The following is a 17,129-nucleotide window of genomic DNA, read 5'->3' on the forward strand; positions in this document are numbered from 1 at the left end:
GATCTCAGACTACTGGCTGGGATCAATTTCCAAGTAAAAAAATATTCCATCGTTGTGTATGCAGATGAAGCAGAGGAGGCAGAGGAAGCAGAGGAGAAAGAATCTGCCACTATGAAAATGGGATAATTTATTTTCTGGAAGTCCCTAAAATGATTTTTAACTTTAGCGAGGCTGAAATCACTGTATACCATCTTTGTATACCGTTTCCTGAGCAGTAGCTAATGTTTTACTCATCTTAGTAACTGGAACAACTACCCCACTTCTTAAATAATGAGGTACTTTTTGGATTGCAGTAAATCCGAGGCGCAAATAAAACCCTTCAGCATAAAGGCTAGCTGTTGTTATTACCTTATCTATACCTCGATCGCTTGCTTCATTGCAAAAGTGTTCAACTAAAGCCCGGCCAATACCTCTACCCTGATATTTAGGATGGACATATAGCGCGATCAGTTCATCAACAAAGAAACTAGCAAAACCCATAACAACATCTCCCTCTACTGCAACCCAGAAAGATTCCACTTTCATATTTTTGAAGATATTTGAACCATCCGGCTGGTTACGATTATTACGCCAAGCTAAAAGTTCTTTTTGAGTGTAGAAAGTTTCAGGAAGAGCTTTAATAGCAGCAATATGAATTGCACTCAGCACCCACGCATCTGTTTCATTAGCAGGTCGAAGAGATATTTCCTTTGCAATCATAGTTTTAAGGCTGGCATCTAGGTTATATGCTTGTTGGATTTTCTTTGATCAAAATATAAACTACGGTAACTTTATCGTGAAAACATATAATATATTTTAATCATCACTAAGTCTATCGATAAACCGTATATTATAGATAGAGCAATAAAATAATCAACTCTCAAAAGTCAAATTCAGAAGTTATCGCTTGGTTAGTCTCGGAATTTGGCGGATTTAGTTTTGATTGTAGAAATATCTTCTCAAAGCTCACTTGTTAGACGATTTACCAAGCTAGAAGACATAAGAAAGTTCAAAGGAGTGAATGTGATCAACGCCATACAAATTAACGAAAACTTGACAACCACAGGACAAGTCATACCAAAACAGCTCGAGCAAGCTATCCAAGAAGGTTTTAAGTCGGTTTTAAATCTGCGATCGCCTGATGAATTGGGATTTTCCCAAGATGAGCAACGGGTAGCAGAAGCATTGGGGCTGTACTATACGAATGTGCCACTCAAGCTAGAAGCCTTGAATGAAGAGCTAATTACCAAAATATTGACAACACTCGAACAAATTCCGAAACCAGCAGTTGTGCATTGTGCAGCAGGGATGCGATCGACTGGAATTGCGCTGTTGAGTATCGCTATCCAAGAGGGATTAACACCAGAGCAAACCTTATCAAAGGCTCGGAATGTGGGCTTTGGGTTTTTTGAACACGCTGGTGTTAGTTCCCGATTGAAGCAACTATTTGTGGACTATGTTAATAAACATGCGAAAGTAGCTGTAACTGTTAGCGATCGCTAATTTTGACGTTTTCCCCATAGCTCAAGCGAGGGGATTCTTTATTTATAATGATGGATTGGACAATTATGAATTAGCATGACCAAGTATTTCCGCTCCAATGTTGATGCAATGGCTAGTTATGTTCCTGGCGAGCAGCCTCAACGCGGTACACAGATTATCAAACTCAACAGCAACGAAAACCCTTATCCTCCCTCCCCTGCGGCATTAGCTGTGTTGCAAAATATCGATGGTGAGTGGTTGCGGCGATATCCAGAACCTTTCGGGGGGGACTTCCGGCAAGCTGCTAGTCAAGTTTTAGGAGTTCCTAGCGATTGGCTGATTGTGGGAAATGGCAGTGATGAGTTATTGAGTGTAGTAATTCGAGCCTGTGCAGAGCCTGGACGGAAGGTAGTCTATCCGATGCCGACTTACGTGCTATATCGCACATTAACTCAGATGCAAGCTGCGGATATTATTGAGGTTCCTTACAGCGATGATTACAGTTTACCGCTAGAAGAACTAATTGCTGTTAATGGATCTGTAACATTCGTTGCGTCACCTAATAGTCCATCAGGGCATGTAGTGGCAACAGACGATCTGCGAAAACTAGCTAGCCACTTATCTGGAGTTTTAGTGATTGACGAAGCATATGTAGATTTTACCGAAGAGAATGCCTTAGCTTTGGTAAAGGAATATGAAAACGCGATCGTGATTCGGACACTTTCTAAGGGATACTCGTTGGCCGGGTTGCGACTGGGATTTGGGGTGGGGAATCCCAAACTGTTACAGGGATTGTTTAAAGTCAAAGATAGCTATAACATTGATGCGATCGCCTGTGCAATTGGAACGGCTGCAATTACCGACCAAGCTTATAAAAATGCTTGTGTGGCAAAAATTAAAGCATCGCGGAATCAGCTAGCAATAGACTTGAAACAGTTAGGTTTTCATATTTGGGATTCCCAAGCAAATTTTTTACTGGCACAGCCTCCAAAAAGGAACGCCGAATATCTCTATCAAAAACTCAAGGAACAGGGAATTTTAATCCGCTACTTCAATCAGCCAGGACTAGAAGATAAATTACGCATTACTGTTGGTACCGATGAGCAAAATCAAACTTTAGTCGAGGCACTAATTTATTTGCTAAGGAATTGACTTTTGCCAGAAGTTAAATTTTTCAGCGTTCTACAGCATATATATAGTGTGGTATGTCCCGCCATACAGTCTCCTGAACGATTTTGAGACCATTTTTCTCAGCAACGCGCCGAGAAGGGATATTCTCTGGACGAATCAGCGAGATAACGCGATGCTGACCCAGCACTTTAAAAGCGTAGTCCTGGCAAGCATATGCAGCTTCAGTTGCATAACCCTGCATTTGTTGGTCTAGGCGGACATGGTAACCAATTTCCAGTTCTTGGCGTCCCTCAACCTCTTGCCAAACCAGTCCGCAGTCGCCGATTACCTCGCCTGTCGTCTTGAGAACCATCGCCCACAAACCAACGCCGTGCTGCACGTAGTTGTGGCGATGCCGGTCAATCCACTTTTGCACCATTTCCCGGTCAAATGGCTTTGGGTAGTAGCGCATAGACTCAGCATCGCCGAGAACAAGCAGTAGCGCGTCAAGGTCAGAAATCTCCATTTCCCGGAGCAATAAGCGTTGAGTTTCCAATATCATTGGTGAATCCTCGTTTAGCTATTGTCTAATTTATCTTTGTCTGTTGTGTAGTAAGCATTTCAGTGCTTATTAAGCTGTTACGCATTTAATTTGTACATTTACCTGATGACTGATTACTGATGACTGATGACTGTTAACGGTTAACAGTCAACGACCATCAAGAGTGTTTATATACTTTAGAGGCGCATCAGCTTAGTATTTTTCGAGGATTTGCTCGGATATTCCCGGCGATAGTCCCTAAGTTGCATCATAAATATCAAAAACTCGGTCACATGAAATGGCTAACGCATCTTACAATACCTAATTTTATTCAAAAATCAAATATGATTACTATATTGATAAAATGTTAGGACAACTACTGTTCTGGATTGAAAAAACAGCTAGAAATAATGAAGCCCAAACATTTTTTAGAAGTTTGTTAAGATATGTTTCTAGATACATTTCTGAGAACCTCTGTTAGTCAAATCCCATCTTTTAAAAAGCAAAATATTCTCTTAAAGAGTAAACAAGATAGCGTATTAAATTCAGATATTGAAGCTGTTAAAAATTGTCGAGAATGGATCGTCTCTAAAACCAAAAATACTTTTGATAATACAAGAATATTAGGAGTAGTAGCTGCTGCTAATAAAGCCGACAGTTTTTTACCTTACACTATTCCCAAAATCATTGAACAAATTGCTGATATGGGAATGAAAGCAGATATCATTATTGGAATGAATCATGGTTTTGAATGTCCAAAAGTAATCGAATATTTGAGCTTATTGCCAAAAGTCCAAATTATTCACTTGTATACGGAAGCAAAGCCAGAAAATAATATTTCAGCTAAAATATTTGACAATGTAGAATGCACAGGCGAACCTTATTATTTATCGAATCTTTATCCTGAATATTTTCAGCATAGAATATTTTTTGTTCACCAGAAAGTTAGTTTACATTCTTCAGGTAAAATCAGAATACTAGGTGATATTTATGGCTCATTACTATTAAAAAGTATAGAAAATGGATGGACACCTCCTGAGATTGTAGTCGCTTTCGATGCGGAAACTCAGTTTTTACTGGAAGCCAAAAATCAAGCAATTGAGTCAAAGCTAGATACTAATGGCTTGATGTTAATAGTTAATGAGTTAAAAAAAACGCCACAGATTGATATTATAAGTACACGCAATAAATTTGTGGTTTATCAAAAAGCTATGCTGGATAATATGGAGATTCTCTTACCTGACTTTAGTCAAGAAGTACCTCCTATCCAGTTATTTCTAAATGTCGTACATGGTAGATTCTCTGGTTATAAGTGGAACCCTGGAGGCGGTGTTGTTGCAAGAACAGATGCAATGATTAGCTTGTTACTGATAATTAGTGAAAGATATCCAGGTATACGAGTTGAAGATGTACATCTTAGCATATTAGCTCATCATGCTGGTTTTGCCTCTGATATATTATTGAAAGTTGTCTCTATAAATAGATCCCCGAAGATAGGTGAGATGACTATGAATAGTTCTCTAAAAAGTGCTTGGATGGAGCAAATTTATAGATGGAATTCTGGCTGTAAAGGTTTAGAGTTACGTTACGGTAAACACAATATTAGTCCAATAGTAGATGATGGATTTCCTTGGTTTACTATCACAAAATCACTAGATTTTTTACGAGCATTGATAGCTCATAGGAAAATTAATTTATCAACTATTATTAAAAACGTGAATTTTCTAGCGATCGCTCTAATTACTTCCCGTCAAATAAGACGGAAAAGCTCAAACAACCCTGATATCTTACAAGGACCGACAGCCAAAGCTTTTTGGTAAATATTAAGCGGCAACGGCCTGGGTGATGGCTGCAATGAGAGAATAATTTTTGTGCATTTTCTCTTAAAACCACTGTCATTTGAAATTCATTGAATACGTGTTGCTAGAATCACTGAATTTTTTGCTGTCACGCGGATTTCTGTGGCAGCAATCCGAGGATCTTTGAGCCAAAATTCCCTGATTGGATCTGTGCGTCCTTGCCATTCTGGAGGCCAGTATTCTTCGGGTGTGAGATCGTCTAGTAAGATGAAGGCTCCAGGCTTGAGTGCTGTAATCAATGTCTGAGGTTCTGTGAGTTTTGCTTTTCCGCCATCCGCAAATAACAAATCAAAGGGTGCATGGGTAAGCAAATCGCGCCAGTCGCCTTGAAGTGCGCGGACATTAGACTTATCTGCAAATAGCTGTTGCACGACTTTGGCAAGGTGGCGATCGCTCTCGATCGTTATGAATGTACTATCTGAGTGTAATGCGCTCACAATCCAAGCTGCACCAACACCGCATCCACTACCAATTTCACCAATTTGACCCTGTGTAATGTGGCTGGTGAGAACGTGCAACAAACGACCAACTTCTGGGATCGAGGATTGGGTAAACTCAAGTTGTCCGGCTAAGGATTCGGCCTGTTGGACTAATGATGGACTAAAAGCGATGGGATAAGTTGTCATATCTACTTCTTCACCAAAACTTTTCGTAGCATCACAATGGCAATAATGAAACATGTGCTGAAACCACTTTCCATCCCTCAGAAAATCTATACCACGTCTGGCTTTGTCGTCCAAAACGCTCTATACCATCGATCGTCCGGCGAAATTCTAAAGTCACGGTTGCTGTATCATTCCCAAAGGTTACAACCTTCAGATTCGAGATTTCCCGTTCTATTTTCGGGTTTGATCGATTCTGGCGAAAGTTACGAATTTCGTCGCCGCCATAAAGGTTTTCTGTGATTCCAAACCGCACGACTTCAGGCGCATCCCAAAATAAGCTATCCATCACCTCTAAATTATTATTAGAAAGAGCTTCTTCATATTTAAGATACAAATCAGTCACTTCCGCTACAACATCAGGATCGTTTACTAGAGTCATTGTTGTTAGAAAATCTCAAGTAATTTTAAAATGTCATTTGGAGAATGGGCAATAAAATCAGCATCATGAGCTTTCAACTCTTCCTCAGTTCCATAGCCATAGGTAACGCCAATTGATGCAATATGATGCTGTTTAGCTCCAATTATGTCATGTAAGCGATCGCCAACCATAATCACAGTAGATGGTGAAAGATTTTCTGTTAATAAAATATGCTGAATTAAGTCCCCTTTGATGCTTAGACTTCCGTCAAGTTCACTACCATAAACCCCATCAAAAAGCAACGACAAGCCAAAATATTTAATAATTTGTGTAGCATAAATATATGGTTTAGAAGTTGCGACAAAAGTTTTATAACCAGCAAAACGAATTGCTTTTAGGATTTCTGGAATTTCCGGATAAAGGTAATTTTCAAATAATCCAATGGTAGCAAAGCGACGACGATACACTGAAATGGCCTGTTGAATTACAGTATCATCTAAAGTCTTTAGTAACTGGGAAAAGCTATCTTTTAGTGGTGGGCCAATACACCAATGTAATTCATTAACATCAGGTGGTTTGTAGCCGAGTTCAGATAAAGCATACTGAATGCAGCGAGTTATACCAAGTTTAGGATCTGTGAGAGTCCCGTCTAAATCAAAAAGGATCGTGGAGGAAATCATAGACAGCATTTTTCTTTTGCATGAAGTACAAAGTTACGGGTTTTGAGGCAGGAGTTAGAAACTGTTTGTGTTTGATTTTAATTTCTGTATTTTGTACCTCAGTTACTTGCAAACTGCCATATCATACTAACTCGTAATTAGCAATATATCTGTAGCTTTCTTTGAGATAATTAGTATTACATAAAGTATTTTAAAAGTCCCCAATGCCCAATGCCCGATTCCCAGTTCACAATTTACCTTTTAATTTTGAATGATTGAAAAAAGCCTTTTCCACTAAGCAAAGCAATTCCGAATGTGACAACAGCAATGCCCACACTTTGAGTTAAGTTTAAAGTCTCACTAATTATTGCCCACGCAACTATGGCCGTCAAAGCTGGACTGCTTGAGCCGATTATTGATGCGGTAGTTGCACCAATCATCCGAATCCCCACATTGTTGAGAGTGTGCCCGATAAAGGTGATTAAACCGGAAAAGATACTGCCAATCCACAAGGGTGTCCATTCAAGTTGGGTAGTGGGATGCTCCCACAGTAAACTAACACCGGAGAGTAATAAAGTGGAAGCAAAACTAATCCAGGTGAAGGGAACTGGATGCAAATTTTCCAAACATTTTTGGGCGATGACGCAATAAAAGGCGTAAACGATCCCAGAAGTAACACTGGCTAAAATGCCGAGCGCAATGACATGATTACTATCAGGGGTAGAAGATTGGGGAATCGTCAGAACGCAGCCCACCAAAATAATCCCCATCACCAGCCAATGCAAGAATGTGGGACGTTGGCCAAAAAACTTCCAAGACAGCAGAGCTGTAAACACAGGATAAGTGAAGAAAAGGGTCGTAGCAATTCCAGTAGGAATTAAGCCAATAGCAATGTAGATCAACGAAATGTAGACAAACATCAGTACTCCACAGATCAACGCTTGGATCAAAATATTCCGGCGCTGACGAGTGAACAACTCTTGAAATTCTTTAAAAGCAGATGGATATAGTTTAACGGCTAAAGATGCCATGAGTGGAACCACAAGCAGCATTCGCATGAACATCAGCAAGAATGAATTCTGCAAATTTGGTTGAACGTATCCACCGAGTAAAAATAAACCCAGCACCAGATGTTCTGAAAACAAAACTCGGACAGTAATGTTATGAAACGATAAGAGAAAAGCGGATAGAAGAACCGTCAGAATGCCCAAAATACTAAAAAGGTTTCTTGAGACCTGATTTTATAGCGGTTCTTATCTTAATTGAAAGCACGACATTTTAGGAGCATCCTAAATGTGCAAAAACCTTGATAGCCCTCATCCCCTAACCCCTTCTCCCAAAGATGGGAGAAGGGGAACTAGAATTATGTCTCCCCTCTCCCATGTTTGGGAGAGGGGCTGGGGGTGAGGGAAAAGATTTAAGCTTGCATTGTGATGCTCCCCGACATTTTTTCTTGTGTTCTGGATGGAAAAAAGTTCTCAACGCCAAAACTAGGCGCTCAGAACTTAGCAGCATTTAACTTTTTCTAGTAGTCTGTTTCGTTAATTTTGATCGTCATACATGTTTGTACTAAGGACTTTAGTCCTTGATTTTTTAAGCACTAAAGTGCTTACTACAAACCTCTCAAAAATTTTGCTACAGACCACTATCCAATATGATTGAATACTTAATTATGCAGCAACAGCCACGCGTTTGTTGTAGATAGATGAGTCTCCTTTGATGGCCTCACTCTGTTTTCCATCGATCCCAACTGGAACATCACCGACGATTGTTACTCTTTGAACATGACGGGGTTGATCGCCGTAATCTGCGATCGCATAGTGTTGAGTAGCTCGGTTGTCCCAAAAAGCCACATCACCAACTTGCCAACGCCACCGGACTGTGTTTTCCGGACGTGTTACGTATGCTTGCAACAGTCGAAGAATGTCGTCTGATTCAGTTGTTGATAGTCCACGCAACTGCCGAACAAATCCACCGATGAATAGCCCACGCTCTCCAGATTCGGGATGAATGCGTACAACTGGGTGCAGAGTCTCGTATACAGTCGAGGTGAAGACAGCCCGATAAGCCTTGACATCTTCAGGTAGATCGAATCCAGTTGCATAGTCGTAGGCATTACTATGTACTGCCCAAAGTTGATCTGCAAGATTACGCAGATGTGTAGGTAAATCCTGGTAAGCAGTTACAGAGTTTGCCCAGATTGTATCACCACCACTTGGGGGTATAACAAGCGATCGCAAGATAGAACCCAGAGGAGGACGATCTACAAACGTTACATCGGTATGCCAGTTATTAGCGCGGGAAGTGGTACGGCCATAATTCAAGTCTAAGACTTCTGGATTTTCTGGAAGCGATGGTACGGTGGGATGGGCTGTAGTGAGTTCACCGAAACGACGAGCAAAAGCGACCTGTCCATCAGCATCAAGTTGATGTTGATTGCGGAAAAAGATCACTTTGTATTTGACTAAAGTCTTGCGAATATCGCTAATGATTTCATCGCTCAGGCGAGTACTCAGATCCAGACCGATAATTTTGGCACCGATGCGACCTGCAATTGGTTTGATATCAAAGTATTGAGAACTCATGTTTTTATCTCCAAGAAGTTTATGTTTTTACAAAAGTAGAGACGCGATTTATCGCGTCTAATTCATCGCGTCTCTACTGTTAAACACCAGGGGTAGATCCGCCATCAACGATAATCTCTGTTCCTGTAATTGATGCAGCAAGATCGGACACCAAAAATAGCGCCAGTGCGGCAATTTCTTCTGGCTGGGCGATTCTTTTTAAAGGAATACTCTGGATATTTTGTGCCTTCACTTGCTCGACGGTAATCCCTTGTGCTTGGGCATTTTGCCGAGCCAAAGTCTCGGCACGTTCAGTAGCTGTAGCACCAGGGGAGATAGCGTTAATGCGAATCTTATACTCGGCTAGCTCTTTAGAAATGCCCTTTGTGAAGTTCAGCAAAGCAGCATTGCTTGTGCCACCAGCTAGGAAGTTAGGGCGAGGAGTACGTCCTGCACCACCGACTATATTGACAATCCGCCCATCACCGCGACTTTTTTGATGGGGGACGACGGCTCTAACTAAGCGGATATAGCCCAATAATTTTAAGTTCCAAGCATCCAAAAATAAATCATCAGTGGATTCTAGGAAAGATCCAGCACGGGCTGAACCTGCATTGTTAATCAAGATATCAATCTGATTAAATTGGGTCAAGGTTGTGGAAACAACTTTCTCAACATCCTCTGCTTTAGTCAGATCGGCGCTGATGGCAATAACTTTAGCGCCAGGAGTTGGTAGGGACTGGATGGCAGCTACTGCATTTTCTAGTCGTTCTGGGTTACGAGCGGCGATCGCTACATTCACACCCTCACTATACAAAGCTTTGGCAGTTGCTAAGCCAATCCCGGCACTTCCTCCTGTAACGATCGCTGTTTTACCTGATAGTTTTAGCTCTAAGCTCATACGAAATTACGCTCAAAAATGTCATTTATTTGTAAGCTGGTTAACTATTGATTGTTAAGCGCCAACTACAACAACCTCGGCGCGAACCAATAATATTGCGGATTGAGAACCTGTATTGTGAATATCCAAGATGACTTGGCTTTCCTCAGATGTACAACCCAGAAGTATCTTGATTTCTGTATCCCGCTTTTCTAAGTCAACACTACAGATAACAGCGGTAATTGTTCTACTAGACAAGCTTCCGATCCAGACATCAATATCAGATTTATCTCCAGATCGAGTATCTTCCAAATATCCATAATCCAGCGGATAAACAAAGGATGAATAACGTGGATGTAACGATCCTTTTGGCCGATCTATCTTGAGATTACTAGCAGCTACAAGCCGATCTAGTTTGAACCAAAAGTCAGCATAATTCATAGTTGATAATGACGCTCGTGACGCTCGATAGCGCCACGGAGAGCGAGTCAGACGGTTCTTTACGAGACGGTGTGCGATCGCACACTATCGAGCATCATTACGAATTAGTTTGAAATGTGCAACACAGCTTTGCCAGGAAAACTCCTGTCGAGTAATTTTTGCGCTACATCAGCTATTTGTGTCCAAGAAGCTTCTAAAGAAATCTGAGGACGCAACTTACCTGCTTCTACTAGATTCAAAAGCCGTTTTAAACCGACTGCTGCTGATTCAAATCTTAGTTCATCGAACAGAAGTAAGCCATACAGACTCACGCTACCAGTCCCGAAAAATTGGCCAGCGTTAAAGGTGACTTCAGATCCCCCAGATACTCCATACAGCACAGTTTTTCCATCCTGAGCTAGTAAGCCAAGAGCTATACCCAAAGTCTTACCACCCACTGACTCGATAATTAGATCGTAAGGACCATATTCGCTTGCCAATGAGAGATCTTCACCAATCACTACCGATTGTGCCCCTGCTTCTCTTACTAGAGTCTCATTGCCAGCTTGACGAATGTGTGCCACCACGTGCGCTCCTGATAGTTGCGCCAATTGGATAGCAAAGTAACCAACACCTCCTGATGCACCTGTAACTAAAACTGAACGACTTAAAAGTGAACCGCCTTTTAGCAGAGCATGGTACGCAGTTAAACCCGCTACAGGCAATGTGGCAGCTTGAGCAAAGGACACTGATGGCGGTAATTCTGCTAAGGCATTGGTGGGAACAGACACAAGTTCTGCCCAAGCACCAGTGCGGCGCAAGCCAACTACACGCGTTCCTTCAGGAAACCCCGACCCATCAATGGCAGGGGTTTCGATTACACCAGCCAAGTCCCAACCAGGCTGCCAACCAGCCTCAGCAGTAGTTGAACGTCTGACTTCTCCCCGATTCAGGGAAATCGCCGCTACCCGGACTAGAGCTTCATTTGAAGCAGACTTTGGTGCAGTCACTTCACTCAGTGCCAAACGCCCTGGCACATTCGGATCAACAATCACAGCGCGTATTTTGCTCATCAGGTTCCCCTAGCTTAGAGGTTAATTTCTAGATCATTGCTTGGCAATGTACGGCCTGCAATAGATCGTCTCGATAGATTAGCTATTCTTTCTTTTAGTTTAAATTCCTGCAACTAATGTTAATGATATCCAATAAACTACGGTAAATCGATAAGCATGTTGTAGTTTATGGATTTAAAAAGAAAATTATCACAGAAAACTAGAAGAATCAAGCATCTGATGAAAAGATTTGTTTCATCATCACAAAGCATCAATCAGAGTGATTTTAACTTCGTTAAAGTCGAAGTATGCAGAATTTTTTCTACGTTTTAGTCTCTTATTGTGGATAAGCTGATCCACATCTAAAGTATATAAACACTCTATTGGCTCGTTAACTGTTGACTGTTGACGGGTTTTCAGTCATCAGTCATCAGTCATTAGTCATCAGTCATCAGGTAAATATACTAATTTTATGAGTAACAGCTTAACTACTTGTTAGCTAAAACCTCAGAAGGAGTAATCTTAGCGTATTCTTCAGGTGTCAAAAACCCAACTTTCACATCCACCTTCTTTGGTATCAGTCCAAGGCTGTACCATTTGTCTGCAACCTCTTGTTGCTTGGTAATAGTTTTCTCAGTAATTGATACCAACCCATAGTCATATTTTTTATGCATAATTTCTAGAGTAGGTGGGTCTAGCTGAGTTACAGGCGCAAGTAGTTGTGCTACTTCTTTGGGATGATCCTTAGTCCAGATTTCTGCTTTTTGTAGTTCTTCTAGAAATGCTTTAATTACATCAGGATGTGTCTGATAAAACTGACGTGAGGTTGAGTAAAAGTTGCCAGTATCTCGCAACTCACCCCCATCGACCAAAACACGACCTACTTTGTTTTGTACATTTCTGGTAGCGAATGGCTCCCAAATAAACCAAGCATCTACTTTGTTTTGACTAAAAGCCACATTAGCGTCTGGCGGTGGGAGAAAAATTGATTGGACATCGCTTAGTTTTAGTCCTGCTTTTTCTAATGCTTTAACTAAAAGGTAGTGACCTATGGAGGCTTTTTGGAAAGCCACTTTTTTACCTTTCAAGTCATTAACACTTTTAATCGGAGAGTTTGTAGGAACTAAAAGTGAAATTGATTTACCACTTGGGCGTGTAGTAGCTAAATAAACAAGTGGCGCTCCTGCCGCTTGTGAAAATACAGGAGGTGACTCAGCTGTAGAGGCGATATCAAGTCCGTTTGCATTCAAGGCTTCTAGCTGTTGTGGTCCAGCCGCAAACTCAGACCACTGTACCTTAAAACCCAGAGGTTCTAATCGTTTGTCTAAAGACCCCTGCTTTTCTAAGACTGCCAGACCAGTGAGTTGTTTTGAACGTACAATCCGTACTAATTGCTTCTCTGTAGTGCTAGATGAAGCTACTAAATTAGGGGTAGCTGCGGACTGTTGAGTGTTATTTTTCGCTTCACTACAACTCGATAATGCTGTGGATAGTATTAAGCAGTAGCCAAAAGCAAACAACAAGGAACGACGTGTTGCTTTGTGGTTTTTACTAAATTCAAACTTTGCTTTTAAACCTGACATAGGTTATTTGTTTATTCTCCTAAATATGGGGAAAATGAATGATTAATTGCGAATGAAAGAAGCAAAAAGTTATGTCAAATTAAACTAATTAAAATGTAGAAAGTAGAGTGGGTATGACCCCACTCTGTAACGACTCGAGGAACTTGAGTTGAAGAATCATGAGGTGGAAAACTAGGAAATGAAGTGAGAAGAAGCCACTACAGATTCGTGCTAGTCAAAGGTTGAAAAAGGTAGCGGTGCTAGTTCTTCCAAACAACTAAGATTGTAGCTTTGAGTTCTTCTGTAAAATGTCCAGAGGGTTCAACTGCTAGTAATGCTTCTTTGAGATCCGCTTCAAATGCTGGAGCATTATTACCATAGAAAATCTTGAGAGAGAAGGCTGTGGTATATAAGTAGCCAAGATAGCTATCGACAGTCCAAGCTTTTTCAAACGGTACTTCATAGACTTCTTGACGAGCAAAAGCGGAATTGGCAATTACGACTTCATGGGGAGGATCGACTGGCTTACGAGTGCCTTGTCCTCGTTGTCCAGTCCGCCGCTCATTGCCTAACCATTTTTTCACGACTCCAACAGCAGCTTGTTTCCAAGGTAGATTGCTTTCCCAAGGGTTGTCACCAGTATTGAGCAGTGCTATTCCACCATCATCAGTAAGCAATCCATAAAGGCGCTCAAGCACTAATTCGCGTTCCATCCAATGGAAGGCTCTACCAATAGTCGCTAACTTAAATGTTCCTAAACTAGAGTCAATTAACTCTGCTCCTTGTTGTAACCAAGTAATATTATTTGCTCCGATCGCTTCTGCTTGTCGTTTAGCTTCTGCAATCATGTCAGGATCGGGATCGATCGCCACAACTTCTTCAAACTTAGTTCGCAAAGGAATTGAAATTAATCCTGGACCAGTACCCAAATCCAGGAGTCGTCCTTGACCATTGAGATTAAATATTTCGGTTAGTTTGTCGAATACAACAGGTGGGTATTTGGTTCTATATTGAGCGTAGGCCTCAGCGGCTCCCTCAAATAAACTTGGGTCGTAAGTAGGAAGTGTTTTTAATTGAGTCATATCAATTTTGGATTTTAGATTTTGTAGAGACGCGATTCATCGCGTCTATGGGGAGTGAGGGATAAGAATTAGTAACATGCCCAATGCGCTAAGAATATTGGGTAATAACAGGTAGTTGATCGTTAAGTACCCAATCGCCGATCGCTCGCAATTTATAATCCACGGGATCGTGCAGGGTAAAGGTTCGCAAATCTCGCCAGTAACGGTCAAATCCATATTTGGTTGCAGTGGCGCGAGTTCCTGTAACTTCAAAAATGCGGTTGGTAATATCTATACTGACACGGGTGGCTAATGCCTTGGCTGCGGAAACTGCGATCGCTACTTCTCCTCTCTCTTGATAAGTCAGTTCTACATCTTTTTCCCAGGCTGCTTGTACTTTCTCGGCTGCTTTGTCAGCTAGGGCGATCGCACCTTGGATTTCAATCCAAAAGTCCCCGTAATGATGCAGAATATATGGGTCTTGAGTAGCACTATCTACTCCTGATGTAATCCACGGTTGAGTAGTTGTTTTAGTGTACTCACGAGCAGCGGCAAAGGCTCCTTTAATAATTCCGAGATAAACGTTGGTTTTTGTTAGTTGGGCAATAATACCAAGAAAAGTTGAGAAGGCACTATCAGAAGGATTGGGTGGTCCTAAAATCTCATCGTTCTTTACTAGGACATTATTAAATGTATAACTACTGCTATCAGTGCGACGTTGCCCAATGTTGTCCCAATCCTGATTAGAAATTAACCCTTCTCTATCTTTGGGAATTATGAATATGAACGGCAATTCTACACCATCTTCCAAAGCGGAAAATACCCGAAAATCTGCAAGTGAAATTCCTGTACCAAAACTTTTAACACCATTAACACGAAAATTATCACCTTCTGGATTAATTTTCAGCCTAGTATCCCGCGTATTAATAGCATTCGCCCAAAATAAGTTTTTCTGAGCAGTTTCCCGATAATATTTTTCCTTTTGGGCTGGTGTGCCAGAAACATGACCCAAAGCCGTCAAATTCAGATGGTTACCATATAATTGACCAATTGAACCATCAGCTTTTGACAATTTTCTCACAATTTTTAAGGCATCAATCCAAGTTGCACCAATCCCACCATATTGCTTAGGGACAATCAGTGGTAACAAACCAGTTTGACGCAGTTTATTAATTTCCTCTTCTGGAACTCCGGCTTTAGCATCCCGTTCAACTGCGGATTGTGCAAGTTCCTTTGATAAAGAAACTGCTACGTCAATGTAATCTTTTGGTTTAGTAATATCTAGCACCATAAAAAATCATCCTTGGTAATTCGTCATTAAGGTAAACAGAGAAAAATGCTTATTAATACAACTAGTTTTAAATCTGTTGCTTTGTGAAGGTAAAACAAGACATAATTTTCCCAATTTGGTATTAGACGTAGAATTTAGGAGAAATGTAGAGTGAGCAATACTCACCCTACAAATAAACAGAGGAAATGGAACATGGAACGTTGTAAAAATCGGGCATTTGGCATTGGAAAAAAGGAGGTATGGGTTGTTTAATTTTGAATTTATTTCTCCCCACTGCCTATTTTTTTTCAGCAACCCAATCTGTTAATTTAAAGTCCGATTTTGCTAAACCCTGCGAAACTAAAAATTTCTTTGTCCCCTCTAAAAGTTTTACACCTTCAGGTGGTAATGGTTCTTCTGATATTTGTTTGAGTGGTAAAGATACTTTGATGATATTGAGGGGATATTTAGTAGTTTGGGCATGGTACTGATAATATTCTTCAGGATGGGCTTTTAAATCCTTGGCTGCTTCTGTAAGAATTGCATTAAACTTCTGTGGAAAATCAGGCTGTTTAACCAGAAATTTTTCGGTTGCTACGATTAATGATGTGCCTGACAAACCATGATGATTTGCCGAAGAATCAATCACTGGAAACCCTTGGGATTTGAGAAAAGGCCCCATATCACTTGAAGTTGCATAAGCTGCTACATCACCACGTTCTAAAGCCGCTTTTGCCTCAGTACTCATCAAGTGGACAACTTTTACATCTTTGGCAATTTTGGCTTCAGCTAACAGACCTAGGAGGTATCGATGCATATAAGAACCTTTTTGGGTAGCTATTTTCTGACCTTTAAGTTCAGAAAGCGATCGCGCGCCGTTCTTTTTCGCCACTAACCAAGCGGTTGTATTAAATTGGGTAATTCGCAAGAGTCGAGTTTCCTGACCCCTAGCTCTCAGAACGATGGCTGGTGTATCCCCTAAAGAACCAACATCTAATTGACCTGCGACAAGCGCTTCATTGAGATCCGGGCCGTTAGGAAACCTGGCAAAAGTAACGTCTTTAAATCCCGTTTTTTGCAACTCCCGCTCTAATATTCCCTTTTTCTTTGCCCAACCAAGTGGCCCTGTAGGTTCTGAACTACCTACATAGCCTATACGCACGGTAGAAATGTTGTTAGATGCAGCTACGGGGCTAGCACTATTGGCATTAATCGCCTCAATGGATTGAGCAGATTTAGTTTCGCCTCGGCTACATGCTGTAGTTAGTAGCAATAGGACACAAGCAACTGAGGTTGATAATCTTGAAGGAAGTTTATTTTTACTGATAGAACTTGTTCCTATTGCGTAGACGCCAAGCGTCTTGTCGTCAGACATCGACAACATACATACTCTTTTCTCCGCCGTACTATACTTTCTCTCAGATCTAACCCCCAACTCCTTCCCTACTAGCGTTGGGGAGCAAGAATCAAAGCCTCTCGGACTGTGGGCTACGGTGTACACGCAAATCATGCGATTAGCCAAAATCCTTGAAAAACCTCACCCTGTCCTGGCGGACATCCCTCTCCTTAGTAAGGAGAGGGACAGGTTTTGCATAGCATAACCAGGGTGAGGTTTTTTGGTGCTACTCCGATAAACCGACAATTGCGTTGAGAAAGACTTGTGTGTA

The 17,129-nt window shown here is 41.2% G+C and carries 17 protein-coding genes; 3 read left to right on the forward strand and 14 right to left on the reverse strand.

The features are described 5' to 3' along the window. Positions 1–177: 177 nt before the first annotated feature. A complete protein-coding gene (locus ACFG4S_RS12370; protein ID WP_392535079.1) occupies positions 178–699 on the reverse strand; it encodes a GNAT family N-acetyltransferase in 522 nt (173 codons plus the stop codon). A gap of 303 nt (positions 700–1,002) precedes the next feature. Here ACFG4S_RS12370 and ACFG4S_RS12375 point away from each other — a divergent pair, with 303 nt between their 5' ends. Beyond that, positions 1,003–1,482: a beta-lactamase hydrolase domain-containing protein gene (locus tag ACFG4S_RS12375; protein ID WP_392535080.1), complete on the forward strand. Its 480-nt coding sequence runs from the start codon at positions 1,003–1,005 to the stop codon at positions 1,480–1,482. Positions 1,483–1,557: 75 nt separating this feature from the next. After that, complete coding sequence (gene hisC / locus ACFG4S_RS12380) at positions 1,558–2,613, forward strand: histidinol-phosphate transaminase (RefSeq protein ID WP_392535081.1); 1,056 nt, start codon at positions 1,558–1,560, stop codon at positions 2,611–2,613. 22 nt (positions 2,614–2,635) lie between these two features. Here the strand turns inward: hisC and ACFG4S_RS12385 are convergent, their stop codons facing one another. Then, positions 2,636–3,133, reverse strand: a complete 498-nt coding sequence (locus ACFG4S_RS12385) for a GNAT family N-acetyltransferase (RefSeq protein WP_392535082.1) — start codon at positions 3,131–3,133, stop codon at positions 2,636–2,638. A gap of 425 nt (positions 3,134–3,558) precedes the next feature. Here ACFG4S_RS12385 and ACFG4S_RS12390 point away from each other — a divergent pair, with 425 nt between their 5' ends. After that, complete coding sequence (locus ACFG4S_RS12390; protein WP_392535083.1) at positions 3,559–4,932, forward strand: hypothetical protein; 1,374 nt, start codon at positions 3,559–3,561, stop codon at positions 4,930–4,932. A gap of 86 nt (positions 4,933–5,018) precedes the next feature. Here the strand turns inward: ACFG4S_RS12390 and ACFG4S_RS12395 are convergent, their stop codons facing one another. The 12 genes from ACFG4S_RS12395 to ACFG4S_RS12450 form a co-directional block, all read right to left on the reverse strand. Further along, positions 5,019–5,597, reverse strand: a complete 579-nt coding sequence (locus ACFG4S_RS12395; RefSeq protein WP_392535084.1) for an O-methyltransferase — start codon at positions 5,595–5,597, stop codon at positions 5,019–5,021. 31 nt (positions 5,598–5,628) lie between these two features. After that, entirely contained in the window at positions 5,629–6,015 is a 387-nt protein-coding gene (hpxZ, locus tag ACFG4S_RS12400) for an oxalurate catabolism protein HpxZ (protein WP_392535085.1), read from the reverse strand. A gap of 5 nt (positions 6,016–6,020) precedes the next feature. Beyond that, on the reverse strand, positions 6,021–6,674 hold the full coding sequence (locus ACFG4S_RS12405; protein ID WP_392535086.1) for an HAD family hydrolase: 654 nt from the start codon (positions 6,672–6,674) through the stop codon (positions 6,021–6,023). Between the two features lie 233 nt (positions 6,675–6,907). After that, positions 6,908–7,798 carry a DMT family transporter gene (locus ACFG4S_RS12410; protein ID WP_392535087.1) on the reverse strand — a complete coding sequence of 297 codons (891 nt, stop codon included), beginning with the start codon at positions 7,796–7,798 and terminating at the stop codon, positions 6,908–6,910. A gap of 525 nt (positions 7,799–8,323) precedes the next feature. Beyond that, positions 8,324–9,238, reverse strand: a complete 915-nt coding sequence (locus tag ACFG4S_RS12415) for a TauD/TfdA dioxygenase family protein (protein ID WP_392535088.1) — start codon at positions 9,236–9,238, stop codon at positions 8,324–8,326. 79 nt (positions 9,239–9,317) lie between these two features. Then, a complete protein-coding gene (locus tag ACFG4S_RS12420; RefSeq protein ID WP_392535089.1) occupies positions 9,318–10,118 on the reverse strand; it encodes an SDR family oxidoreductase in 801 nt (266 codons plus the stop codon). A 54-nt stretch (positions 10,119–10,172) separates the two neighbouring features. Further along, positions 10,173–10,538: an Inorganic pyrophosphatase gene (locus ACFG4S_RS12425; protein WP_392535090.1), complete on the reverse strand. Its 366-nt coding sequence runs from the start codon at positions 10,536–10,538 to the stop codon at positions 10,173–10,175. Positions 10,539–10,642: 104 nt separating this feature from the next. After that, positions 10,643–11,590, reverse strand: coding sequence for a zinc-binding dehydrogenase (locus ACFG4S_RS12430; RefSeq protein WP_392535091.1), 948 nt, complete (start codon positions 11,588–11,590; stop codon positions 10,643–10,645). Positions 11,591–12,057: 467 nt separating this feature from the next. After that, complete coding sequence (locus tag ACFG4S_RS12435) at positions 12,058–13,152, reverse strand: aliphatic sulfonate ABC transporter substrate-binding protein (protein ID WP_392535092.1); 1,095 nt, start codon at positions 13,150–13,152, stop codon at positions 12,058–12,060. A gap of 239 nt (positions 13,153–13,391) precedes the next feature. Next, the gene (locus ACFG4S_RS12440) at positions 13,392–14,213 is read right to left on the reverse strand and encodes a class I SAM-dependent methyltransferase (protein WP_392535093.1); all 822 of its coding nucleotides are present in this window, start codon (positions 14,211–14,213) and stop codon (positions 13,392–13,394) included. An 88-nt stretch (positions 14,214–14,301) separates the two neighbouring features. Then, complete coding sequence (locus ACFG4S_RS12445; protein ID WP_392535094.1) at positions 14,302–15,483, reverse strand: acyl-CoA dehydrogenase family protein; 1,182 nt, start codon at positions 15,481–15,483, stop codon at positions 14,302–14,304. Positions 15,484–15,760: 277 nt separating this feature from the next. Then, positions 15,761–16,837, reverse strand: a complete 1,077-nt coding sequence (locus ACFG4S_RS12450) for an ABC transporter substrate-binding protein (protein WP_392535095.1) — start codon at positions 16,835–16,837, stop codon at positions 15,761–15,763. Positions 16,838–17,129: the final 292 nt, after the last annotated feature.

This window comes from Nostoc sp. C117, from assembly GCF_043099735.1.
In the GTDB taxonomy this organism is placed as follows: Bacteria; Cyanobacteriota; Cyanobacteriia; order Cyanobacteriales; family Nostocaceae; genus Nostoc.

What these genes read in the sequence shown, in the direction of transcription:
- ACFG4S_RS12440 (WP_392535093.1), bottom strand. Translation starts at nt 14,213, where the DNA reads ATGACTCAATTAAAAACACTTCCTACTTACGACCCAAGTTTATTTGAG.
- hisC (WP_392535081.1), top strand. Translation starts at nt 1,558, where the DNA reads ATGACCAAGTATTTCCGCTCCAATGTTGATGCAATGGCTAGTTATGTT.
- ACFG4S_RS12445 (WP_392535094.1), bottom strand. Translation starts at nt 15,483, where the DNA reads ATGGTGCTAGATATTACTAAACCAAAAGATTACATTGACGTAGCAGTT.
- ACFG4S_RS12450 (WP_392535095.1), bottom strand. Translation starts at nt 16,837, where the DNA reads ATGTCTGACGACAAGACGCTTGGCGTCTACGCAATAGGAACAAGTTCT.
- ACFG4S_RS12370 (WP_392535079.1), bottom strand. Translation starts at nt 699, where the DNA reads ATGATTGCAAAGGAAATATCTCTTCGACCTGCTAATGAAACAGATGCG.
- hpxZ (WP_392535085.1), bottom strand. Translation starts at nt 6,015, where the DNA reads ATGACTCTAGTAAACGATCCTGATGTTGTAGCGGAAGTGACTGATTTG.
- ACFG4S_RS12395 (WP_392535084.1), bottom strand. Translation starts at nt 5,597, where the DNA reads ATGACAACTTATCCCATCGCTTTTAGTCCATCATTAGTCCAACAGGCC.
- ACFG4S_RS12385 (WP_392535082.1), bottom strand. Translation starts at nt 3,133, where the DNA reads ATGATATTGGAAACTCAACGCTTATTGCTCCGGGAAATGGAGATTTCT.
- ACFG4S_RS12420 (WP_392535089.1), bottom strand. Translation starts at nt 10,118, where the DNA reads ATGAGCTTAGAGCTAAAACTATCAGGTAAAACAGCGATCGTTACAGGA.
- ACFG4S_RS12415 (WP_392535088.1), bottom strand. Translation starts at nt 9,238, where the DNA reads ATGAGTTCTCAATACTTTGATATCAAACCAATTGCAGGTCGCATCGGT.
- ACFG4S_RS12430 (WP_392535091.1), bottom strand. Translation starts at nt 11,590, where the DNA reads ATGAGCAAAATACGCGCTGTGATTGTTGATCCGAATGTGCCAGGGCGT.
- ACFG4S_RS12435 (WP_392535092.1), bottom strand. Translation starts at nt 13,152, where the DNA reads ATGTCAGGTTTAAAAGCAAAGTTTGAATTTAGTAAAAACCACAAAGCA.
- ACFG4S_RS12390 (WP_392535083.1), top strand. Translation starts at nt 3,559, where the DNA reads ATGTTTCTAGATACATTTCTGAGAACCTCTGTTAGTCAAATCCCATCT.
- ACFG4S_RS12405 (WP_392535086.1), bottom strand. Translation starts at nt 6,674, where the DNA reads ATGATTTCCTCCACGATCCTTTTTGATTTAGACGGGACTCTCACAGAT.
- ACFG4S_RS12425 (WP_392535090.1), bottom strand. Translation starts at nt 10,538, where the DNA reads ATGAATTATGCTGACTTTTGGTTCAAACTAGATCGGCTTGTAGCTGCT.